The following is a 22287-nucleotide window of genomic DNA, read 5'->3' as shown; positions in this document are numbered from 1 at the left end:
TGTGACGGCGGCCCCGCGGTGACACGCCGGGTGCCCGGGACACGCCGTCGGGCCGATGGGAAACAATCGGGACCGTGGAACAGCGAGTGTGGCCTAGCGGCGTGGCGACGGGGATCGGATCGATGCCGGGCACGGACATCGCCGAGGCGGCGGCGATCGTGTTCGGGGAACTGCCCGACCTTCCCCATGTACCGGAACTTCCCGACCGCGGGGTGGGCGCCGACCTGCTGGGGCGGACCGCGGGCATGCTCGTGGACATCGCGGTGGACGTCGTGCCGACGGCGTACCGGATCGCCGCTCGTCCCGGGCGGCACCACCGGCGGGCGGTCGATCTGCGGCGCTGGGACATCGACGCGGTCACCGAGGCCGCCCAGCATGCGGGTGCCACGCCGTGGGCGGTGAAGACGCAGGTCGCCGGGCCGTGGACGACCGCAGCCGGTATCGAGCTCGCCCGCGGGCGCCGGGTGCTGACCGACCACGGGGCGACGCACGACGTCGTCGAGTCCCTGCTCGAAGGGATCGCCGCGCACGTGGCCGAGCTGTCACAGCGGACCGGTGCGGGCGTCGTCGTGCAGTTCGACGAGCCGACGCTGCCGGACGTGCTGGCCGGTGCACTGCCGACGCCGTCCGGTTACGGCACGGTCGACGCGGTCCCCGAACCCGAGGCGCGCGAACTGCTGCACCACGTCATCTCGCGCACGGCCGAGATCACCGGCAACCCGGTCGTCGTGCACTGCTGCGCGCGCAGGCCTCCGGTGGCGCTGTTGCGCGCCGCGGGTGCGCACGCCATCGCCCTCGACGCGACGTTGCTCGACGGCGCCCCGGGCAGTCTGCTCGACGAGCTCGGCGAGACGTGGGACGCGGGCGTGCAGTTGGGGCTCGGGCTGATCCCCGCCGAGCCACCCGCCGTGTGGCCGGATCTGTCCCGTGTGGCACGGCCTGCGCTCGATCTGGTCGACCGGCTCGGGTTCAACCGGTCGATCCTGGCCGAGCGTGCGCTCGTGACCCCGACGTGCGGGCTCGCCGGTGCGACGGGAGGCTGGCTGCGCCGCGCGTTGGCGCTGACCCGCGATCTGGGCAGGGCATTCGTCGAACCGCCGGAACGGTGGTAGGAGGGGCAGATCATGGGGTGGTTCCGCAGGAAGCGATCCGGCGAGGCGAACGGCCGGCGCTCGGGTGAGGACGGTGCGCGTGGCGGCGGCCCGCGCGGTGGGGACGATGTGGTCGGGGAGGCGCCCGATCCGCGGACGCCGTGGCCCGACCAGCCGGTGCCGGACGATCCGCACGCCGCGGCGGCGGAGTTCTGGTCGACGTGGGCCGAGTTGTTGCCGCACCTGAGCGCGGCGCTGGGGGAGGGCGACACCGAGCGGGCCGAGAATCTGCTCGTCGAACCGGTGGCGGCCGTGCACCCCGGTCTGCAGTTCAGCGTGGATCGTGGCAGCCGCGCGATCTACGCGCTCGTGGTCAGCAGCAGGGAGGACCCCGAGCTGCGGCCCTACACCGACGCGTGGCGGCAGGCCGCGCCGCCGGAGGACGCGATCTGGGAGTTCCACGACTCGGTGCCGCCCGTGCCCGATCCGGCCGGTGTGGCCGTGAACTTCGCGGGCCAGCGGTTCGACCTCGGCGACGTGCGCGTCGTGGCGCAGGTCGACGACGACGCCGGCCTCGTCGACGTCGCGGTGCACCATCCGCTGCTCGCCGAGGTCGACGAGTTCTCTCGGACGACGATGACGTTCCTGCCGCTCGATGTGACCCTCGGCGAACGGCTCGCGGCCCAGCGCCTGCGGCGGGTCGAGACCGCCGTCGCCGAACCGGACAACGCGATCACCCTCGGCGAGTTCCGCGATCTGGTGCGCGAACTCGCCGGCCTGCCCGCCGGCGACGGCGGCGGTGCCTCTGACGGAAACGCGGGTGAGGGCGGCGGTGCCGCTGATGACGGAACTGCACCCGGCGACGGACTCGCAAGTGGCGAGACCGCGGGCGACGGGGACGCGGGGAACGGGAATATGGGCGACGACGGCCCGAGCGCGGAGAGCGACGGCGGGGAGACCGGCCGATAGCCGATCACGGAGCCGATCCCGGCCCGCTGCTGGTCCGCCGTGGCCCGGGGAGCACGCGGTCACCTCCAGCCGTGGTGCACAGGTCCGGATCGGACACGGGGAGCACCGGCATCCACCGGCGGCGCTTCGACGGCCGGAGCGGTTCGTCCGGGCCGGAGTGGGTCGGCGGAATGTCGGGCACGGTGACTACTCTCGGACGGTGTGAGCACTGAGGACCTGTCGGGCGGCCACGTGGCCGAGGACATCAAGGACGTGCCCGCCGACGTGCGTGAGGAGCACGCGGCGCTGACCGAAGAGGTCAAGGGCCACCAGTTCCGCTACTACGTGCTGGACTCGCCGACCATCTCGGACGGTGAGTTCGACACGATGCTGCGCCGCCTCGAAGAGCTGGAACGCGACTATCCGGGACTGGCGACACCGGATTCGCCCACGCAGAAGGTGGGCGGGACGTTCTCGACCGAGTTCGTCGCCCACGACCACCTCGAGCGCATGCTCAGCCTCGACAACGCGTTCGATGTCGACGAGCTGCGCGCGTGGGTCGACCGGGTGGAGAAGGAGATCGGCGGCCGCGCCCGGTACCTGTGCGAGCTCAAGATCGACGGGCTGGCGGTGAACCTGCTCTACGAGAACGGCAAACTCACCCGGGCGCTCACCCGCGGTGACGGGCGCACCGGCGAGGACGTCACGCTCAACGTGCGCACCATGCAGGACGTACCCGACCAGCTGACCGGCACCGACGAGTTCCCCGTGCCAGGGCTGGTCGAGGTGCGCGGCGAGATCTATTTCCGCGTCGAGGAGTTCGCCGAGCTCAACGCCGGCCTCGTCGACGCGGGCAAGCCGCCGTTCGCCAACCCCCGCAACGCCGCCGCCGGTTCGCTGCGGCAGAAGGACCCGAAGGTCACCCGCACGCGCCCGCTGCGGCTCATCTGCCACGGTCTCGGCAAACGACAGGGTTTCGAGCCCGCCCGCCAGTCCGAGTCGTACGAGGCACTGGCCGCGTGGGGCCTGCCCGTGTCGAGCCACAGCACGACGATCGACGACGTCGAAGCGCTCGTGCGGCACATCGAGTACTGGGGCGGCCACCGGCACGACGCCGAGCACGAGATCGACGGCGTGGTCGTGAAGGTCGACGACGTCGCACAGCAGCGCAGGCTGGGGGCCACGGCGCGCGCACCGCGCTGGGCGATCGCCTACAAGTATCCGCCGGAGGAGGCGACGACGCGGCTGCAGGACATCCGCGTCAACGTCGGCCGCACCGGCCGGGTGACGCCGTACGCGGTGATGGAACCGGTGAAGGTCGCCGGGTCGACCGTCGCGATGGCGACCCTGCACAACCGTGAGGAGGTCGAACGCAAGGGCGTCCTCATCGGCGACCGCGTGGTGATCCGCAAAGCGGGCGACGTGATCCCCGAGGTGCTCGGCCCCGTGGTCGACGTGCGCACCGGCGACGAGCGGGCATTCGTCATGCCCGACCACTGCCCGGAGTGCGGCACCGAGCTGGCTTACCAGAAGGAGGGCGACGTCGACATCCGTTGCCCCAACGCGCGTACCTGCCCGGCGCAGCTGCGGGAGCGGCTGTTCCACCTGGCGGGCCGCGGCGCGTTCGACATCGAGGTGCTCGGCTACGAGGCGGCGGCCGCGTTGCTGGAGTCGGGTGTGCTGACCGACGAGGGGGACGTGTTCTCCCTCGATGAGGACAAGCTGAGCCGGGTCGACCTGTTCGTCACCAAGTCGGGTGAGTTGTCGGCGAACGGCGCGCGCTTGCTGGCGAACCTCGACGCCGCCAAGGATCGTCCACTGTGGAAGGTCCTGGTCGGGTTGTCGATCCGGCACGTCGGGCCGACCGCGGCGCAGGCGCTTGCCCGCGAGTTCGGCTCCATCGAGGCCATCGACGCGGCGACCGAGGAGGAGATCGCCGACGTCGACGGCGTGGGCCCGACCATCGCGGCGGCCGTGCGTGAATGGTTCGCCGTCGACTGGCACCGCGAGATCGTCGACAAGTGGCGCGCCGCGGGGGTGCGCATGGAGGACGAACGCGACACGTCGATCCCGCGCAACCTCGAGGGGCTGTCGATCGTCGTCACCGGGTCGCTGGAGAACTACTCCCGCGACGAGGCGAAGGAAGCGATCATGGCCCGCGGCGGCAAGGCGGCCGGGTCGGTGTCGAAGAAGACGGCGTTCGTCGTCGTCGGTGACGCACCGGGCTCGAAGTACGACAAGGCTCTGCAGCTCAAGGTGCCGGTGCTCGACGACAACGGCCTGACCGTGCTGCTGCAGCAGGGTCCCGACGCCGCACGTGAGATCGCGGAGGTCGCCGCCGATGAGTGAGATTCTGGTGCCTGGTGGCGGCGCGATGGACGGCTATCCTGTCCTCATGGATGAGGCCACAGCACGCTCGCGGAGTCTGCGGGCGATGCTCCGGCTCCGCAGTGACGACGTGCTGGCGGTCGCGAGCCGGTACGGCGCCTCGAACCCTCGCGTGTTCGGTTCGGTGGCCAGGGGGGACGCGGGCCCGAACAGCGACATCGACATCATCGTCGACCTCGGCCCCGGTGCGGGGAACCCGCTGTTGGCCGTCGCGGGGATCAGCGACGAACTGGGCGAACTCCTGGGGGTTCGGGTCGACGTCGTCTGCGACGAACTCCTCCGGGATCGCATCTCGGATACCGCGCACGCGGAGGCCGTGGCGCTGTGAGCCGGACGGATGCCGAACGCCTCGGGGACGTGCTCACAGCGTTGGAACGGTGCGTGAGATTCCGTGCGCACTCGGAATCCGACGATTCCACGGTGTCGGACATGGCGCTCGATGCGATTCTCCGGAATCTCGCCGTCGCGGGTGAAGCTGTGCGGGAATTGCCGGACGAGGTTCGCACCCAGTTCACGTCGACGTCGTGGCACAGCATCGCCGGTTTGCGCAATATCGTGATCCACGAGTATTTCCGGATCGGCAATAAGATCATCTTCGATGTGGTCGACAACCACGTGGGGCGTCTCGTCGACGAGATTCGCAGCCGACTGTCCGGCACCGGTGAGACGGAGGTCGCCGCCGATGAGTGAGATTCGGGTGCGGATCGCGGAGCCCGAGGAATACGCGGCCATCGGCGAGTTGACGGTCGAGGCGTACACGGCGGGCGGGCATCTCGCCGACGACGTCGGGTACGACGCGGCGCTGCGGGACGTCGCGGGCCGCGCGGCGACCGCCGACGTGCTGGTCGCGACCGGCGGCGACGGCGCGGTGCTCGGATCGGTGACGGTGGTCGAAGCCGGCACCCCGAAGGCCGAGGTGGCGCGGGCCGGTGAGTTGGAGTTCCGGATGCTCGCCGTGTCGCCGGACGCCCAGGGCAGGGGAGTGGGCGAGGCGCTCACCAGGGCCGTCGTCGACATCGCCCGGGTGCGGCGCATCAGCCGGGTCGTGCTGTCCAGCCGCGACCGCATGACCACGGCCCATCGGCTCTACGAACGCCTCGGCTTCACCCGCACCCCCGAACGGGACTGGGCCCCGCACCCGGAGGTTCCGCTCCTGGCCTTCGGGATGGACGTCTGAGCCGTCGGCGTAACGGCCCGGTCGACCCGCTCTGCCGATCGGCGCGGCCGTGCACCAGTGCCGATCGACGTGGTCGCGAGGTCCGGACCGCGCCGGTCCGGACCTCGGGCCGCCGCGGTGGGCGGGCCCCTGCGCTTCAGCTGCGAATCCGGGTGAGCAGCCGTCCGACGCCGTAGATCGCCCCGGCCGCGGCGATGCCGGCCAGCACGGTGCCCGGAACGCCGACGTGTTCGAGGAACCAGTCGACCACGTGACGGCTCCGGGAATCCGGGTCGGCCAGCACGATCAACGAGAACACGCCGGCCAGGACGATCACGCCCGCCAGCACCCATCGCGCTCGGCGCTGCCCGAGACCGAGCCGTTCGACCACCACCCGGCCCGCGTTCACGATCCGCCGTGCCCGCAGGATGTGGAAGCCGCCGAGCAGCAGCACCAGCCGCAGCACCTGCAGCGGCCCGATCACGAACACCACCGCAGGCACCGCGGCGGCCACGACGAGCAACTGCCAGCGGTACCGGCGCAGCCACCGCCGCACGCTGCCTTCGAGCCACAGCAGTACCACCGACTCGCCGACGAGCACCGACACCGAGGCCCAGTTCAGCACCGTCCCGATCGCCGCGGCGGTCCCGCCGGCACGGGTGAGGAAGACCGCCGGGATCGATGCGAGCGCCGCGATGAGGACCGGAATGGTCAGTTTCCGTTCGAACTCGTCGGCCCGGTCGGACTGCTCGTCCCCGGTCGGCGCCTGCCCGGGCGGTTCGCGGCCCGTCTCGTCCGCGGCGCCGTCGTGCTCCGGCGTCCCGCCGGCCGGGGCTGCGTCCTCCGTTCCCGCGTCCTCCGTCCGGGCGGATTCTGTTCCGGCGTCGTCCGTTCCCGTGTCTCCCACGCCCGTGTCTCCCATGGCCGCGTGCCCGGACGCCGTGTCCCCCGGACTCGCCTCGTCCCCCGGGTTCCCGTCGCCAGCGGCCCCGCCGGCGCCGCCACCCGGGGTGCCGGGACCCGTGGCCCCGGCGCGCGCCTCGGTGGCACCGGGGGTGTCCCCGGCGCCGTCGCGGTGAGGCGGGTCGGGGCGGGGCGAAACGGGCACGGCGGGCTCAGCGACCTCGGATACTCAGCGGGTTCGGCGGCTGGTCCCGGCGCGGCTCAGCCGTCCAGGACCACCGCGACAATACCGGCAAGATGCGCGAGTCGGGCGACTTCGGCGGCACGGAACATCGGCCCGCCCGGCCTGCCGATGAGCAGCACCAGATCAGGCTTGCCGAGCGGGGTGGCCGCCAGCTCGGTGCCCAGCTCACGCCAGGTGTCGGGCACCCACGGCGCCTCCCCGTCGAGCACGGTGGCGCGTTCCAACGGCAGCCACGGCACGTCCCCGATACGGGTCTCCGGGGCCGCGCCGGAGGCCGCGAGCCGATGCACCCCGCCGGAGGTGTGCTGCACGACCACCGACCAGCCCGCATGCATGATCCGGGGCACCCCGCCTGCCAGCACCGTCAGCCCGTGGGCGGGCTGCTCGGCGATCTCCTCGACCAGTTCGAGTTCACTGTGGGTGTCGAGCACGCCCGCGTAGGGGCGGACGGCGTCCACCTCGACGCCGTCGACGCTCTCGGCCGCGGTGATCAGCGCATCCGGCAGCCGGTCCGACGGCAGGTCCACCACCAGGTCGTCGATGGCGGTGCCGCCCGAGCGCTCGACGACATCGACGCTGAGGATGTCGGCACCGGCCGTGCCGAGGGCGGTGGCGATCGCGCCGAGGATGCCCGGAGTGTCCGGCAGCTGCACACGGATCAGGAACGACACCGCGGTCTCCCTTCAAGCAGGTGCGAGAACCGGATGCGCGCCCCACCGGCCATCGGCGGGGTGCGGGAGCATCGCGGCCGTCTCGTCACGTCGTGTCACGTCGTGGCCGGGCGCCTCCCTCGACGGCCGTCGACGGCTGCGGAGGGCCTGCGCCGACCGGTGATTGTTGCAGAACACGCGTTGCGAATATAGGCACCGCCACGCGCACCGCGCGGCCGCCGCGGCAATCCCCGCCCGGCCGCACCGGTCCGGCGCGGCGGCCATAGACTTCGCGGGAGAAGACAGACCTCCGCAGGCGCTCGGCGGTCCTGCGGTCCGAGCACACCCCATCGGAGTCAGCTGCGTGTCGAACATTTCCCGCGACGAGGTCGCGCACCTCGCGAAACTGGCCAGGATGGCCGTCACCGAGGAGGAGCTGGACACTTTCGCCGGCCAGCTCGACCAGATCCTGGACGCGGTGGCCAAGGTCGGCGAGGTGGCGGGCGACGACATCCCGCCCACGTCGCACGCCGTGCCGCTGACCAACGTCTTCCGTACCGACGAGGTCCGTCCGGGGCTGTCCCAGGACGAGGCACTGGCCGGAGCGCCCGCCGCCGAAGAGGGACGGTTCCGCGTCCCGCGCATCCTGGGGGAGGAACAGTGAGCGACCTGACCAGGCTCACCGCGGCTGAGCTCGCGGACAAGATCCACGCCGGCGAGGTGTCGGCCGCCGAGACGACGCAGGCCCATCTCGACCGCATCGCCGCGGTCGACGGTGACGTGCACGCGTTTCTGCACGTCGACGCCGAGGGCGCCCTCGAGGCCGCCCGCGCGGTCGACGCCGACATCGCGGCGGGCACCGCACCCGCCAGCCCGCTGGCCGGTGTGCCGCTGGCACTCAAGGACGTGCTGACCACCCGCGGCGTGCCCACCACCTGCGGTTCGAGGACGCTCGAAGGTTGGCTGCCGCCGTACGACGCGACCGTCACCCGCCGGCTGCGCGAGGCCGGTGTGCCGATCGTCGGCAAGACCAACATGGACGAGTTCGCGATGGGCTCGTCGACCGAGAACTCGGCCTACGGCCCGACCCGCAACCCGTGGGACCTCGACCGCATCCCCGGCGGTTCCGGCGGCGGTTCGTCGGCCTCGCTGGCCGCTTACGAGGCGCCGCTGGCCATCGGCACGGACACCGGCGGTTCGATCCGTCAGCCCGCCGCCGTCACGGCCACCGTCGGCGTGAAGCCCACCTACGGAGGCGTGTCCCGCTACGGCCTCGTGGCGTTCTCGTCGTCGCTCGACCAGGCGGGCCCCTGCGGCCGGACGGTGCTCGACGCGGCGCTGCTGCACGAGGTCATCGCCGGGCACGACCCGATGGACGCCACGTCCATCGACGCGCCGGTGCCGGCCGTGGTCGACGCCGCCCGTGAGGGAGCCCGCGGCGACCTGAGCGGCGTCAAGATCGGCGTCGTCCGCGAGCTGTCCGGCGAGGGCTACCAGGGCGGCGTGCTCCGCTCGTTCGAAGCGGCCGTGGCGCAGCTGAAGGAACTGGGCGCCGAGGTCGTCGAGGTCTCGTGCCCGAACTTCACCTACGCGCTGCCCGCCTACTACCTGATCGCGCCGAGCGAGTGCTCGTCGAACCTCGCTCGGTTCGACGCCATGCGCTATGGACTGCGCGTCGCCGACGACGGGAACCACAGTGCCGAAGAGGTCATGTCGCTGACCCGCGAGGAAGGTTTCGGCGCCGAGGTCAAGCGCCGGGTCATGCTCGGCACCTACGCGCTCTCGTCCGGGTACTACGACGCCTACTACGGTTCGGCCCAGAAGGTGCGCACGCTCATCACGCGCGACTTCGCCGCCGCGTTCGAGCAGGTCGACGTGCTGGTGTCGCCCACGACGCCGGTCACGCCGTTCAAGCTCGGCGAGAAGGTCGACGACCCGCTCGCGATGTACCTCAACGACATCTGCTCGATCCCCGCCAACCTGGCGGGCAACGCGGCCATGAGTGTCCCCAGTGGACTGTCCGACGAGGACGGTCTGCCGGTCGGGCTGCAGATCATGGCGCCCGCCCTCGCCGATGACCGCCTCTACCGCGTCGGCGCCGCCTACGAAACCGCGCGCGGCCCGGTGCTCGACAAGCTGGGTGAACTGGAGGCCGCCAAGTGACCACCGCCGAACTCATGGACTACGCCGAGGTCATCGAACGGTACGACCCGGTGCTCGGCCTCGAAGTGCACGTCGAGCTGTCCACCAACACGAAGATGTTCTGCGGCTGCCCCAACTCCTTCGGTGGCGACCCGAACACGCACGTGTGCCCCGTGTGCCTCGGCATGCCCGGTGCGCTGCCCGTCGTCAACGGCACCGCCGTGGAGTCGGCCATCCGCATCGGCCTCGCGCTGAACTGCGACATCGCGGAGTGGTGCCGGTTCGCCAGGAAGAACTACTTCTACCCGGACATGCCGAAGAACTTCCAGACCTCGCAGTACGACGAGCCGATCGCCTTCGACGGCCACCTCGACGTCGTGCTCGACGACGGCGAGGTCGTGCGCGTCGACATCGAACGCGCGCACATGGAGGAGGACACCGGCAAGTCGCTGCACGTCGGCGGCGCCACGGGCCGGATCCACGGGGCCGAGCACTCGCTGCTGGACTACAACCGCGCCGGCGTGCCCCTCATCGAGATCGTCACCAAGCCGATCACCGGCATGGGGGAGCGCGCGCCCGAGGTCGCCCGCGCGTACGTCACCGCGCTCCGCGACCTGCTGCGGGCCATGGACGTCTCCGACGTCCGTATGGACCAGGGTTCGCTGCGCTGCGACGCCAACGTGTCGCTCATGGCCAAGGGCGCGGGCGAGTTCGGTACCCGCACCGAGACCAAGAACGTCAACTCGCTGCGCAGCGTCGAGCGCGCCGTGCGGTACGAGATGACGCGGCACGCCGCGATCCTGGCCGACGGCGGCTCCATCAAGCAGGAGACCCGGCACTTCCAGGAGGCCGACGGCACCACCGCCGCGGGCCGCACCAAGGAGACCGCCGAGGACTACCGGTACTTCCCGGAACCCGACCTCGTGCCGATCGCGCCGACGCGGGAGTGGGTCGAGCAGCTGCGCGCCACCATCCCGGAGCTGCCGTGGCAGCGCCGCAAGCGCATCCAGGAGGACTGGAACCTCACCGACGAGGAGCTCCGCGACCTCGTTAACACCGGGGCCATCGAACTCGTGGCCGCCACCGTCGACGCGGGCGCCGACCAAGCCGACGCCCGCAGCTGGTGGGTCCAGTACCTCAACCAGCAGGCCACGTCGCGGGAAACCGAGCTCGCCGACCTCGTCATCACGCCCGCGCAGGTCGCGCGCGTCATCGAGCTCGTCGGCTCGGGGGAGCTCACGAACAAGCTCGCCCGCCAGGTCGTCGACGGCGTCCTCGACGGTGACGGCGACCCCGACCAGGTCATCGAGAAGCGCGGGCTGAAGGTCGTCTCGGACGACTCCGCGCTCCTCGCCGCCGTCGACGAGGCCCTCGCCGCCCAGCCCGACGTCGCCGACAAGATCCGCGGGGGCAAGGTGCAGGCGGCAGGAGCGATCGTCGGTGCCGTCATGAAGGCGACCAAGGGGCAGGCGGACGCCGCCCGCGTGCGGGAACTGATTCTGGAGCGCGTCGGGGCCTGACCGGCCCGACGTGGGCCGACCGCACGGGCCGAGCCGGTGCGGTCGGTGAGAAGTGCGACGGAGGTGAAGGTGGCGGTCGTGTTCCAGGGTTCCGGACCATGAGCGCCACCGACCGCTCCGGTTACACGTTCCGCCGCGCCCGGCGTGACGGCGCCGGCAACTGCGACGGTAATGGCAACCGCGACGGCAGCGGCAGTGGCGACTGCGACGTCCGTGCGAACGGCGACGTCGCTGCCATCGCCGCCGTCGACGACTCCTTCACGACCGACTCGATCTTCCGGGTGAGCATCTCCGAGAGCGGGTTCGCTCTCACCGAGGTGTCGTTGGCATCGCCGCTGACCAAACAGTTCCCCGCCGGACCGGACGACGAGGACGACGAGGACGACGAGGACGACGCCGAAGGCGGTGCCGACTCCCACCGGCACGCCACGTTCGTCGCGGCCGACCCCGACGGCGCGGTCGTGGGGTTCGTCTCGGTCGCGTACGCGCGCTGGAATCGGCGTCTCAGCGTGTGTGACCTCGCGATCGCTCCCGCTCACCGTGGCCGTGGTGTGGGCACGGGACTGATGGCGTGCGCCGACGAGTTCGCTCGCGACTGCGGTGCGCGACACGTGTGGCTGGAGGTCACGAACGTCAACGCGCCGGCGATCCACGCCTATCGCCGGATGGGGTTGGCCTTCTGCGGGCTCGACGCCTCGCTGTACGAGGGGACGGCATCGGCGGGTGAGTACGCCCTGTACATGAGCAAACCTGTGGCCGGATCGAGTGTCGGCGACGATCGATAGGAGTGGTCCTGTGACTGCGCGGCCTTCGTGGCGTGAGATCGGTGGGCTCGCGGCGGCGGTGCTCGCCGTCGTCTCGCTGCTGCTGCCGTGGACCGTGCTGTCCGCCGACGACCCCGCGGTGCGGTCGGCGCTCGCCGAACTGCCCGCCGAGGACGTCACCCGATCCGTGTGGCGGGCGACCTTCTTCGGCTGGTTCCCGCCCCTGCTCGTCGCGGCCCTCGGTGCCACCGTCGCCGCCGTCGGGCGGATCAACACCGCCCGCATGGGTGGCCTTCCGCAGCTGTGGCTCATCGGCGCCTGCCTGGCGCTGCTGGCCGCGGTGCTCGGCTGGCTGCTCGCGGACTGGCAGTTCGGCAGTGAGGAACGGGCCGTGCTCGAGGCGGGCGGCGTGACCGTCGAAGCGGGCATCGGCCGGTACCTCGGTGCGCTCGCCGCCGTCGCGAGTGTCGTCTTCGCCGCGCTCGACACCCGGGCGCTCCACACCGAAACGCGCCGCAACCGCTGACAAACGCCCGGGTCAGTCGCGGCCCGAACCACCCGAAGGCTGGCGCACGATCAACACCACCCGGTCGTCGCTCGAACCCGGGTCGCCGCCGTCCTTGTTGACCGTGCCCGCCACCGAGACGTTCTCCGACACCTGCGACAGCGCTCCCAGCCTGCCGTAGCTCGGTCCGTTGTCGCCGTCCATCGTGACCTGCGGTTCGCCGCCCACGGAGCCGTCCTGTGTCAGCGGCAGGTTCTGCACGTTCTCGTCTCGGGAGGTCGCCACCGCCACCGAATCCGTCCAGTCGGCGCAGCCGGTGACGCCCGGTTTGCCCGGCCAGGTCCAGGCCGGTGCCCCCAGTTCGGCCGCGCCGCCGGACCCGCTGCCACCGTCCGGCACTGAGAACAGCGCATCCTTGTCGGCGCCGCGGTCGGTCACCCAGGTGCGGGACCCGTCCGGGGTCTGGCACAGGCCGCCCGGTGCGGTCAGCCCGGATGCGAGGACCGGCGAACCGCTCGTCGGATTGCCCTGAGCCGGAGCGCCCGACGGGTCGATCCGCAGCACCTTGCCGGACAGCGTGCCCGCGCGGTCCGACTTCCCTGCGTCGCCGGCGTTGCCGGTGGCCACCAGCAGCGAACCGTCGGCCGCAGCCAGCAGGGCGCCCGCGTTGCCGGTCCGTCCCTTCGGAATTCCCGTCAGCACCGGTTTCGGCTGCTGGCCGCGCGCGAACCGCACGACCCGGTTGTCCTCCGGCGTCGTGACGTAGGCGTAGACGAGGCGGTCCTCGGAGTACGTCGGCGACAGTGCCAGGCCGGTGAGCCCCCCGTCGCCGGCGGCGTCCACGTCGAGCGTCGCGAACTCGTTCTTCGTGCCGTTGCTGTCGACCAGCATCACCCGGCCGCTGCTGCGCTCACCGGCCAGCGCGCTGATGACCTGGCCGCCCCCCGGCAACGGGGCCACCGCCGACACCGTGTCCAGGCAGGTGGCGATCACGGCGCGGTCGAAGTCCTTGCAGCCCTGGGGTGGCGGTACCTTCGTCGACTCCTCCTGCGGAGCGCTCGGCACGTCGGGCGCCTCGACCTCGGGCAGGTCGGGCTGCGGCCCGCGCTCCGGTGACAGTTCCGGCGCCGCCGACCACCGCTGCCCGGCGGCGTCGTCCTCGAAATCGGCGCACCCGGACAGCACGAGCAGGCCGCTGACCGCCAGGACCAGCGGCACCGACCACCGTCGCTGCCCGATGCGCACGGTTTCCGAGAGTAGGCGCCGTGTCGTGAGCCGTGAGTAAGCGGGTCGCGGGTTCCGGCGCGCGAACGGACCGAGAAGATGGGGTCATGGCGATCACGGTTCTGGTTCCCGACGACGACGGTATGACGGCGCTGACCGGTATCGACGGTGTGCAGCCTGTCAGATACGAACCCGGGCAGCCCCTTCCCGAGGAAGCTGTCGACGCGGAGGTGCTCGTGCCCGGCTTCGGCGTCACCGAGAAGGTGTTGTCCGAACTGCCGAAACTGCGGTTGATCCAGCTGCGCAGCGCGGGCGCCGAGGAGTGGATCGACGTCGTGCCGCCCGGGGTGTTGCTGTCGACGTGCCGCGGAGCCCACGGCGGCAGCACCGCCGAATGGGCGGTGGCCACGCTGCTGTCGCTGTATCGCGAGCTGCCGGACTTCCAGGCCGCGCACGCCGAGGGCGTGTGGCGGCCGCACGGCACCGACACGCTGCAGGGCAAGCGGGCCGTGATCGTCGGGGCGGGCGACGTCGGCAGGCAGCTCGAACGCAGGCTGGTCCCGTTCGACGTGCGCGTCACCATGGTCGGGATGACCGCGCGCGACGGCGTGCACGGCGTTGACGAGCTGCCGTCGCTGCTGGGGCAGGCCGACATCGTGGCGCTGCTCGTGCCGCTCACGTCGAAGACGCGCGGCATGGTCGACGCCGGTTTCCTCGCCGCGATGCCCGACGGGGCCGTACTCGTCAACGCCGCCAGGGGACCGGTCCTCGACACCGACGCACTCCTTGACGAGCTGACGGCGCGGCGACTGCGCGCGATCCTCGACGTCACCGAACCCGAACCGCTGCCGGCAGGTCACCCCTTGTGGACCGCACCCAACGTGATGATCACGCCGCACACCGGTGGGTTCGTCGACGGGCGGCTCGCACGCTCGTACGCCATCGTCGCGCGGGAGCTGGAACGGTATGCCGGTGGGGAATTGCCGGAGAACCTGGTCCACGGCGAGTATTGAGCGGGGGATCGCCGCCCGCTCGGGTGCTGCCGCGATGCCCCTACCTCGTGCTGCCGCCGACCGCGCCGGTCGGCGAGAACGGCCTTGCGCGTCGCGGCCTGCTGTTGCCGACCCCGCTGATGTCTCACCGGCCGCAAACACACTCCTGGTCGCGCTCCATGACGGCGGGTGAGAAACCGTAGCCGTCGGCGGTCGATAGACCGTGGAAGTCGCGACGGCCTGCGCCGGGTGGCCGCGGAGGTGTTTCTCCTCGACCGGCCCGGCTACCGATTCGGCGCCGGCGAGTTCTGGCCTGACTGGTCAACAACGCGTATCGTGGCGGCGTGCCACGGCCCCGGGAGTTCGACGAGGAGTGTGTCGTCGCGGCGATCCGCGAGGTCTTTTGGGACAAGGGCTACGCGGCGACGTCGGTGGACGATCTCATGCGGGCCAGCGGATTGGGCAAGGGCAGCCTGTACGGAGCTTTCGGCGACAAGCACAGGCTGTTCCTACGGGTGCTGCGGGAATACAACGACACCAACGACCGGGTGCTCCGCGAGCGGCTGGCTTCCGCGTCGCGGGCCGTCCATTTCGTGCGGGAGTTCGTACACGGTCCGAGTCGTGACTCCACCGGGGCATCCGCCCAGCGAGGGTGTCTGCTGGCGAACAGCACCGCCGAGCTCGCGACGAGCATGCCGGACGTAGCGGCCGAGGCCCGGCGCAGCTATGACGCCACCGCCGAGATTCTGACGGAGGCGATCGAGCGGGCTCGGCGCGAAGGCGACGTGGATCCCGGCGTGGATGCCGACCAGGTCGCCTATGCGGTTCTGGCCGCCCAGCTCGGAGTGGTCGCGCTCGGACGGACAGGTATGGGCGTCGGGGCTCTGGCCTCGGTCGCCGAATCCGCCCTGACTCGGCTGCTGCCTTCGCCGGGACACGAGTAGGCCGCCAACCACGGTTCACGGCACCGACGCCCAGGGCTTCCGATTCGGGGTTCGAGCGGTCGGACGCAGCCGTGCGCGATTCGCGGCTCGATCGAACCACGGCATCGAACCACGGCATCGAACCACGGCATCGAACCACGGCGTAGGCCGGTGCGGGCGAGGCTTTCCCACGCCGGCCTGCCCAGGGCGGCTCACCGAGAATCCACCCTGGGCAGGCATGCTTCGACGGAATCACAACGCCCCTGAGGGCGGAGGGCGTCAGATCTGCGCGGCGCCGCCGTCGACGGCGAGTTCGGATCCGTTGACGTAGCTCGACGCGTTCGAAGCCAGGAAGGTGGCGGCGGCAGCGATCTCCTCAGGTGTGCCGAGCCGGCCGAGAGGGGTGGCTTCCTCGGACTGTTCCCGAACTTCCGCGGGTACGAGATCGAGCAGGCCCGGGGTCGGCACCGTACCCGGCGAGAGCACGTTCACCCGGAAGCCGTACTGCCGCGCACTGTGGGCCCAGCCGCGAGCCAGATTACGCACCGCGGCCTTCGTCGCAGCGTAGATCTCGAGCCCGTAGGGAGGGCGGGTCGCGGCGCTCGAACCCGTCAAGATGATGGATGCCCCTGGGCGAAGCAGCGGCAATGCCTTTTGGACGGTGAAGACGGTTCCCTTGACGTTGGTGGCGAACATGGCGTCGAACTGTTCCTCGGTGACCTCACCGAATGCGGTTTGGATGCCGATACCGGCATTGGCGACCACGACGTCGACGTGCCCGACCTGCGCACGGACGGTCTCGTAGAGAGCGTCGAGATCGGCTGGCGCGGCGGAATCGCAGACCACAGCGGTCGCGTTCGCCCCCAGCTCGACGATTGCCTCGTCGAGTGTCTCCTTGCGACGGCCGGTGATGAACACCTTCGCACCCTCATCACGGAACGCCCGTGCGATCGCGAGCCCGATGCCGCTGCTGCCGCCGGTGATCACTGCGACCTTGTCCGTCAGGACGGCCACGCCGCCCACCTCCTCGAGTTATTGACTGAACCGTCCACAACGATGCCCGATATGGACCGTCCGGTCAATAATGGTGAGGCGAGTCTCCCCGGCCACATGGAGAGTGGTCGGTTGGTGGGCGCTCAGCCCGCGGCTGTGTGCTCGGCCGGCGGGATGCGCCGCGGGCCGTCGACGGGAACGCCGGTTGTCGCAATGTGCTCAGGGTTGTCGTGCTCAGGGCTGTCGTGCTCAGGGTTGTCGAACCTGACGTCGGAACGTCGACCGCAGCGCTCGTTCTCGAAGCTGGTACCGGTCGAGATGAGCGCTGGGCCGTCGGGGTGGTTCGGACGAAGCGTCGACCAATGTCGGTTGTTCGCGTGCTCGGTGCGCTGCTTGCCTTCCTGTCGATCATCGATCCGGCAGAGAGGACCTCCCGATGGACCCGGCAGCAGCCGAGCCCGCCCGACCGTCCCACGCCTCCACGCCAGCACATCCGACACACCACCGGTCGACACGGCACCGGTCGACACGGCAACATCCTTCGGCGCAGCGCCCGTCGACGCGATCTTCCGCCCCGCAGCCGGCTGTCCGTCGTTCGTCCCCGCCGCGCCGTCGGCGGTTCGGGCGGTCGCTGCGGGCGGTGAAGACTCTCGCCGTCACGGGCCTGCTCCTCGTGGCACCCATGGCCGGGGTGGCCCATGCCGACCCGCCCACCGCGCTGCCCGCGAGCCACGCCGAGGCCGACGGCCGGTGGCAGCCCGCGTTCGACTACGACACCGACGGCTGCTATCCGACCCCCGCGGTCGGTCCCGACGGCACGCTGAACGAGGGGCTCAACAACTCGGGCGCCCTCAACGGCAACTGCCGCGACGCCTCCGATTTGGACAACACCAACGCCTACTCGCGGTCCAGGTGCGACGGTGACTGGTGCGCCTACCTGTACGACCTGTACTTCGAGAAGGACCAGGCCGTGCCCGGGCTCGACGCGTTCGGCCACCGCCACGACATCGAGCACGTCGTCGTCTGGGTACGTGGCGGCGACAGCGCCGAGTACGTGTCGGTCTCCGCGCACGGTGACTACTCGACCCATTCCGCGTCCGAGGTGAAGTGGGAGGGCACGCACCCGAAGGTCGTCTACCACAAGGACGGCCCCGGTACCCACTGCTTCCGGCTCGCCTCCACCGGTGACGAACCGCCCGAGAACCATTACGGCACCTGGCAGTACCCGGACCTGGTGAGCTGGGACCACTTCCCCGGTGACATCCGAGACACCCTCACCTCCGCCGACTTCGGCAGCGCGAGCCTGGCGATCTCCGACGGCGCGTTCGCAACCAACCTCGAGAAGGCCAAACCCCGAGACATTGCGTTCGACCCGCACGCGTGACGGGACGTCACCATCGCGACACCGGGTGTGCCGTGGCGTTCACCCGGTCGTCGCGCTGATGCTCTACTCTGCGCGGCTATGAGCACACCCGACAACTTCGACTCCCCGACGACGAAGTTCGACTCCGGCACATACGACGACTCCGGTTTCAACCAGCCGGGGAACGACAGCATGCTCGCCGATGTCGAGGAAACCACTCCCGAACCCGACCGCTGGCACGCCGGACTGGACATCGGCCTGCTCGTGCTGCGGCTGGGGCTCGCCATGGTGATGGGCGCGCACGGTCTGCAGAAGCTGTTCGGCTTGTTCGACGGCCCCGGCATCGGCGGCTTCGCGGACGCGCTGTCCGGCATGGGCTACACGGGTCAGACGACGCTGCTGTCCTGGATCACCGCTCTGGCGGAGACAGGCGGCGCACTGCTGCTGGCGATCGGCCTGTTCACGCCGCTGGGCGCGGCCGCGATCCTCGGCGTCACGATCAACATCGTCATCACGAAGTTCCAGGGCGGCGCCGGTTACTTCGAGACCGAGCTCGAACTCCTGCTCGGGGTCGCGGCACTGACCCTGTTGTTCACCGGCGCAGGCCGGATCGCCGTCGACAAGAACACGCCGTGGCGCCGCAAGCCCGGTGCGTTCGGCCTGTTCGGACTGCTCCTCGCCGTGGCCGCATCCATTGTGGTCATCGTGATGTTCCGCTGAGCCACGCCGCCACCGTCCTGCCCGGGCCGGGCGGACGCGTCGGTGATCGGCCTCGCCGCGCGTGATTCCACGCTGGCGCCCTGGCCGATCGGCGAGCCGCGCGCCGGTCCCGTGCACCCGTGGAACGCAAAAAACGGCGCCGCGCCCTCCGTGAGGGTGCGGCGCCGTTCGTCTGTTGTGGATCTCGTCTGTTGTGGATCACGCGTTGAGGTCGCGCACCGCTCCGCGGTCGGCCGAGGTCGCCATCTTGGCGTAGGCCCGCAGCGCGGTGGTCACCGGACGCTGCCGCTCGGCCGGCTGCCACGGCCGCTCGCTCGCGTCCATCTTGGCCCGTCGCTCGGCCAGGACCTCGTCGTCGACGAGCAGCTCGAGGGAGCGCTCGTGGACGTCGATGCGGATCGGGTCGCCGTCCTCGACCAGGCCGATCATGCCGCCGTCGGCGGCCTCGGGGGAGATGTGGCCGACCGAGATGCCCGACGAGCCGCCCGAGAAGCGCCCGTCGGTGATCAGCGCGCATACCTTGCCGAGACCCGCGCCCTTGAGGAACGCGGTCGGGTGCAGCATCTCCTGCATGCCGGGGCCACCGGACGGCCCTTCGTAGCGGACGACGATCACGTCGCCGGGCTGCACCTGCTTGCCGAGGATCGCCGAGACGGCCTCCTCCTGACTCTCCACGACCCGGGCGGGGCCTTCGAAGTGCCACAGCTCCTCGTCGATACCCGCGGACTTGATGACCGCGCCGTTCTCGGCCAGGTTGCCGCGCAGCACGGCCAGGCCGCCGTCGACGGTGTAGGCGTGCTCGACGTCGCGGATGCAGCCGCCCGCGGCGTCGGTGTCCAACGACGACCACCGGTTCTCGGTCGAGAAGGCCTGTGTGGTGCGCACCCCGCCCGGTGCGGCGTGGAATAGTTCGACGGCCTCGTCGGACGGCGACTCGGCGCGGATATCCCATGTGGACAACCACTGTTCCATCGACGGCGAGTGCACCGACGCGACGCCGGTGTTGAGCAGTCCGCCGCGGTACAGCTCGCCGAGGATGGCGGGGATTCCGCCTGCCCGGTGCACGTCCTCCATGTGGTAGTCCGAGTTGGGTGCCACTTTGGACAGGCAGGGCACCGACCGGCCGATCCGGTCGATGTCGCCGATCGTGAAGTCGATCTCGCCCTCCTCGGCGGCGGCGAGGACGTGCAGCACCGTGTTCGTCGAGCCGCCCATCGCCATGTCGAGCGCCATGGCGTTCTCGAACGCCTCCTTCGACGCGATGCTGCGGGGCAGGGCGGATTCGTCGTCCTCGCCGTACCAGCGCTTGGCCAGTTCGACGACGGTGCGGCCCGCGTTCTCGAACAGGGCGCGGCGTGCGGCGTGCGTGGCGAGCGTCGAACCGTTGCCCGGCAGCGACAGTCCGAGCGCCTCGGTGAGGCAGTTCATCGAGTTCGCGGTGAACATGCCCGAACACGAGCCGCAGGTCGGGCAGGCGGACCGCTCGACCTCGGACAGCCCCTCCTCGTCGACCGCGTCGTTCGCCGATGCCGAGATCGTCGTGATCAGATCGCTGGACGGGTGTGCGACGCCGTCCACGACGACCGCCTTGCCGGCCTCCATCGGACCGCCGGAGACGAACACCGTCGGCACGTTCAGGCGCATCGCGGCGTTGAGCATCCCGGGCGTGATCTTGTCGCAGTTGGAGATGCACACGAGCGCATCGGCCTGGTGCGCGTTGACCATGTACTCCACGGAGTCGGAGATGATCTCGCGCGAGGGCAGCGAGTAGAGCATGCCCGAGTGGCCCATGGCGATGCCGTCGTCGACGGCGATCGTGTGGAATTCGCGCGCGACACCGCCCGCCTCGCCGACCGCCTTCGCGACGATCTCGCCGAGATCCTTGAGGTGGACGTGGCCGGGGACGAACTGCGTGTACGAGTTGGCGATCGCGACGATCGGCTTGCCGAAGTCGTTGTCGGTCATCCCGGTCGCTCGCCACAGGGAACGCGCCCCGGCGGCGTTGCGGCCGTGGGTGGTGGTACGGGAACGCAGAGCAGGCATGGCGCCCAGGCTACGCCCGTGGTCTCACGCCGTGGACAGGTGTCGGCCCGACATGCGCAGATCGCAGAAACGGTGTGTCCGGCATGTGGGAGCGGGACCCGACGCGGTGCCGGTGGAACGAGGTGCCGGTGGAACGAGGTGCCGGTGGAACGCGGTGCTGCTGGAACGTGACGTGGTGCCGGTGAGCGTGCCAGGAGTGCATGCCCGCTCGACGGCGGCGCCATCCGCACCAGGTGAGAACCCCGGCCGCCACGGCGACGCCGCACGGGCTCCGGGCCCGCATTGGACGAGCGATGCGGCCACGACGGCCAGTGGCGGCGCCTGAGTCGTCGTCAGGACGTGGCCGCCGGGCGCCCGGCCGTGTCGTCGCCGGCGGTCACGGCACGCTCGGTGTCGTCGGCGCCGGCGTCGTTCGTCGAGTTCTCGTCCGCCGAGGCGGCCTCGCTCGTCAGCGCGCCGGACGGGTCGGGGATGCGGCCGTCGGACAGCAACGACAGCACCGGCACGTGATGCAGGCGGACGTAGGGGAGCGGGACGGGCGTGCCGTCGGTCAGCACCGCACGGATCGCGGCCTTCTCCGTGATCGACAGGCCCGAGAGTTCGTCCCAGCGCATCGAGCGGCTGCTCGTCAGGGTGCGGACGGTCAGCCCCTCCGCGGTCGCCGTCGTGCGGACGCGCACCACCCAGAGCACGACGGCCACGGGGATCAGATACAGCAGCTGCAGTCCGGGCGCGCTGAAAGCGATCGGGGTGACACCGAACAACAGGATCGGGACGGTCAGCAGGGACGCCGCCGGGACACGGAACACCGCGCGGCGCTGTTTGCGCACGACCTGTTCGTCGCGGGCCTGCTGCTCGCCGAGCGGGGCTCCGGACTGCTGCGGGGCTCCGGACTGCTGCGCGGCTCCGGACTGCTGCTGCGGGTCACCTGATTCGTCTGCCACACCTCGATGGTGCCACCGCCGGATGACCTCACGATATTCCGGGCTGCAGCTGCGCAGGGTCAACGGTGTCGGCAGAGGACTCCGGAGGGGCAGGACGACCCGGCAGGACGACCCGGCAGGACGAGCCCGTCCGGGCGGGCCGGCAGGACGGGGCGGCAGAGCAGGAGCGGCTGGGCCGCCCGCGCGGGTCTGTGGGCGACTGCGGCGGTGGTGTTCCCGTCGTGGTGCTGCCGGACGGCGTCCGTCCGGTTGCCCCGGGTGTCCGCTGATTGGATCAGCGTTCCAGTATTCGGAATCACTATCCCGCAGAGTTGACACTCGCATCGTGATCGGACTACCGTCACCGCTGTGACACCGCAGACGATTCTCGTACTTCCCAAGCGCGTTGACGCCGAGAGCGACGCTTAGGAAGCCGCCTCTGCATCAACGCGCGACCCTCGTACGGCCACCCCGGTCGGCGGGGGTTTTTTGATGTCGGGGTTGTGCTGTCACGGAACCGATCGGGTGACACCGGGTGAGGTCACGACGACTCACCGCCGCACGACGACCACCGTGGAGATCACCATCGCGGCGATCGCCGAACGGCGACCACCACGGCGGCAACCATCACAAACAGGCACAAGAACAACAGGCACAAGAACAACAGGCACAAGAACAACAGGCACAAGAACAACAGGCACAAGAACAACAGGCACAAGAACAACAGGCACAAGAACAACAGGCACAAGAACAACCCCGCCCACGACAGGAATCACCACAACAGGCACAGACGAC

At 70.6% G+C, this 22287-nt stretch carries 22 protein-coding genes and 1 pseudogene; 15 read left to right on the top strand and 8 right to left on the bottom strand.

The window, feature by feature from the left end; all coding sequences use genetic code 11:
- Positions 1 to 74: 74 nt before the first annotated feature.
- The 6 genes and pseudogenes from FB384_RS02105 to FB384_RS02080 all read left to right on the top strand — a co-directional run bounded on the left by FB384_RS02105 (position 75) and on the right by FB384_RS02080 (position 5604).
- Positions 75 to 1112 (top strand): uroporphyrinogen decarboxylase/cobalamine-independent methonine synthase family protein, encoded by a 1038-nt coding sequence (locus FB384_RS02105; RefSeq protein ID WP_183778632.1) that lies wholly within the window; start codon positions 75 to 77, stop codon positions 1110 to 1112.
- A gap of 12 nt (positions 1113 to 1124) precedes the next feature.
- Positions 1125 to 1874, top strand: a pseudogene (locus FB384_RS02100) (hypothetical protein); the annotation flags it as partial.
- A gap of 387 nt (positions 1875 to 2261) precedes the next feature.
- Positions 2262 to 4388, top strand: coding sequence for an NAD-dependent DNA ligase LigA (gene ligA, locus FB384_RS02095; protein WP_183778630.1), 2127 nt, complete (start codon positions 2262 to 2264; stop codon positions 4386 to 4388).
- Entirely contained in the window at positions 4381 to 4755 is a 375-nt protein-coding gene (locus FB384_RS02090) for a nucleotidyltransferase family protein (RefSeq protein ID WP_221212615.1), read from the top strand. Before ligA ends, FB384_RS02090 begins: the two co-directional genes overlap by 8 nt.
- The gene (locus tag FB384_RS02085) at positions 4752 to 5117 is read left to right on the top strand and encodes a HepT-like ribonuclease domain-containing protein (RefSeq protein WP_183778628.1); all 366 of its coding nucleotides are present in this window, start codon (positions 4752 to 4754) and stop codon (positions 5115 to 5117) included. The genes FB384_RS02090 and FB384_RS02085 overlap by 4 nt, the downstream gene beginning before the upstream one ends.
- Positions 5110 to 5604, top strand: coding sequence for a GNAT family N-acetyltransferase (locus tag FB384_RS02080; RefSeq protein ID WP_183778626.1), 495 nt, complete (start codon positions 5110 to 5112; stop codon positions 5602 to 5604). The genes FB384_RS02085 and FB384_RS02080 overlap by 8 nt, the downstream gene beginning before the upstream one ends.
- A gap of 136 nt (positions 5605 to 5740) precedes the next feature.
- Here FB384_RS02080 and FB384_RS02075 read toward each other — a convergent pair whose 3' ends face one another.
- Positions 5741 to 6490, bottom strand: coding sequence for a hypothetical protein (locus FB384_RS02075; protein ID WP_323985096.1), 750 nt, complete (start codon positions 6488 to 6490; stop codon positions 5741 to 5743).
- Between the two features lie 257 nt (positions 6491 to 6747).
- Positions 6748 to 7401 (bottom strand): ACT domain-containing protein, encoded by a 654-nt coding sequence (locus tag FB384_RS02070; protein WP_183778623.1) that lies wholly within the window; start codon positions 7399 to 7401, stop codon positions 6748 to 6750.
- A 343-nt stretch (positions 7402 to 7744) separates the two neighbouring features.
- On the opposite strand from FB384_RS02070, the gene gatC reads away from it, so the two are divergent.
- From gatC to FB384_RS02045, 5 genes are all read left to right on the top strand, one after another.
- On the top strand, positions 7745 to 8044 hold the full coding sequence (gatC, locus tag FB384_RS02065; protein ID WP_183778621.1) for an Asp-tRNA(Asn)/Glu-tRNA(Gln) amidotransferase subunit GatC: 300 nt from the start codon (positions 7745 to 7747) through the stop codon (positions 8042 to 8044).
- Positions 8041 to 9543, top strand: a complete 1503-nt coding sequence (gene gatA, locus FB384_RS02060) for an Asp-tRNA(Asn)/Glu-tRNA(Gln) amidotransferase subunit GatA (protein ID WP_183778619.1) — start codon at positions 8041 to 8043, stop codon at positions 9541 to 9543. The genes gatC and gatA overlap by 4 nt, the downstream gene beginning before the upstream one ends.
- Positions 9540 to 11042 carry an Asp-tRNA(Asn)/Glu-tRNA(Gln) amidotransferase subunit GatB gene (gene gatB / locus FB384_RS02055; RefSeq protein ID WP_258937364.1) on the top strand — a complete coding sequence of 501 codons (1503 nt, stop codon included), beginning with the start codon at positions 9540 to 9542 and terminating at the stop codon, positions 11040 to 11042. Before gatA ends, gatB begins: the two co-directional genes overlap by 4 nt.
- 98 nt (positions 11043 to 11140) lie before the next feature.
- Entirely contained in the window at positions 11141 to 11827 is a 687-nt protein-coding gene (locus FB384_RS02050) for a GNAT family N-acetyltransferase (RefSeq protein ID WP_183778617.1), read from the top strand.
- A gap of 10 nt (positions 11828 to 11837) precedes the next feature.
- On the top strand, positions 11838 to 12332 hold the full coding sequence (locus FB384_RS02045; RefSeq protein WP_183778615.1) for a hypothetical protein: 495 nt from the start codon (positions 11838 to 11840) through the stop codon (positions 12330 to 12332).
- Between the two features lie 12 nt (positions 12333 to 12344).
- Here the strand turns inward: FB384_RS02045 and FB384_RS02040 are convergent, their stop codons facing one another.
- Positions 12345 to 13556, bottom strand: coding sequence for a PQQ-dependent sugar dehydrogenase (locus FB384_RS02040; protein WP_183778612.1), 1212 nt, complete (start codon positions 13554 to 13556; stop codon positions 12345 to 12347).
- 86 nt (positions 13557 to 13642) lie between these two features.
- Between FB384_RS02040 and FB384_RS02035 the strand changes: the two genes are divergently transcribed.
- Together FB384_RS02035 and FB384_RS02030 are read left to right on the top strand one after the other, a co-directional pair.
- A complete protein-coding gene (locus tag FB384_RS02035) occupies positions 13643 to 14548 on the top strand; it encodes a 2-hydroxyacid dehydrogenase (protein ID WP_183778610.1) in 906 nt (301 codons plus the stop codon).
- A gap of 323 nt (positions 14549 to 14871) precedes the next feature.
- The gene (locus FB384_RS02030) at positions 14872 to 15471 is read left to right on the top strand and encodes a TetR/AcrR family transcriptional regulator (protein ID WP_183778607.1); all 600 of its coding nucleotides are present in this window, start codon (positions 14872 to 14874) and stop codon (positions 15469 to 15471) included.
- Between the two features lie 258 nt (positions 15472 to 15729).
- Here FB384_RS02030 and FB384_RS02025 read toward each other — a convergent pair whose 3' ends face one another.
- On the bottom strand, positions 15730 to 16464 hold the full coding sequence (locus FB384_RS02025) for an SDR family NAD(P)-dependent oxidoreductase (RefSeq protein WP_183778605.1): 735 nt from the start codon (positions 16462 to 16464) through the stop codon (positions 15730 to 15732).
- Positions 16465 to 16586: 122 nt separating this feature from the next.
- Positions 16587 to 16973, bottom strand: a complete 387-nt coding sequence (locus tag FB384_RS02020; protein WP_183778603.1) for a hypothetical protein — start codon at positions 16971 to 16973, stop codon at positions 16587 to 16589.
- A gap of 152 nt (positions 16974 to 17125) precedes the next feature.
- Between FB384_RS02020 and FB384_RS02015 the strand changes: the two genes are divergently transcribed.
- On the top strand, positions 17126 to 17827 hold the full coding sequence (locus FB384_RS02015) for an NPP1 family protein (RefSeq protein WP_183784809.1): 702 nt from the start codon (positions 17126 to 17128) through the stop codon (positions 17825 to 17827).
- 78 nt (positions 17828 to 17905) lie between these two features.
- Positions 17906 to 18526 carry a DoxX family protein gene (locus FB384_RS02010; RefSeq protein ID WP_183778601.1) on the top strand — a complete coding sequence of 207 codons (621 nt, stop codon included), beginning with the start codon at positions 17906 to 17908 and terminating at the stop codon, positions 18524 to 18526.
- A gap of 198 nt (positions 18527 to 18724) precedes the next feature.
- Here the strand turns inward: FB384_RS02010 and ilvD are convergent, their stop codons facing one another.
- The 3 genes from ilvD to FB384_RS01995 all read right to left on the bottom strand — a co-directional run bounded on the left by ilvD (position 18725) and on the right by FB384_RS01995 (position 22271).
- Complete coding sequence (gene ilvD, locus FB384_RS02005; protein WP_183778599.1) at positions 18725 to 20569, bottom strand: dihydroxy-acid dehydratase; 1845 nt, start codon at positions 20567 to 20569, stop codon at positions 18725 to 18727.
- A gap of 332 nt (positions 20570 to 20901) precedes the next feature.
- On the bottom strand, positions 20902 to 21513 hold the full coding sequence (locus FB384_RS26435; protein WP_323985095.1) for a PH domain-containing protein: 612 nt from the start codon (positions 21511 to 21513) through the stop codon (positions 20902 to 20904).
- Between the two features lie 530 nt (positions 21514 to 22043).
- Positions 22044 to 22271, bottom strand: coding sequence for a hypothetical protein (locus FB384_RS01995; protein ID WP_183778597.1), 228 nt, complete (start codon positions 22269 to 22271; stop codon positions 22044 to 22046).
- Between the last annotated feature and the right edge of the window lie 16 nt (positions 22272 to 22287).

The organism is Prauserella sediminis (genome assembly GCF_014195435.1).
GTDB lineage: Bacteria > Actinomycetota > Actinomycetes > Mycobacteriales > Pseudonocardiaceae > Prauserella > Prauserella salsuginis.
The sequence above is the reverse complement of the archived record's forward strand: the minus strand, read 5'-3'. Positions and strand labels throughout refer to the sequence as shown.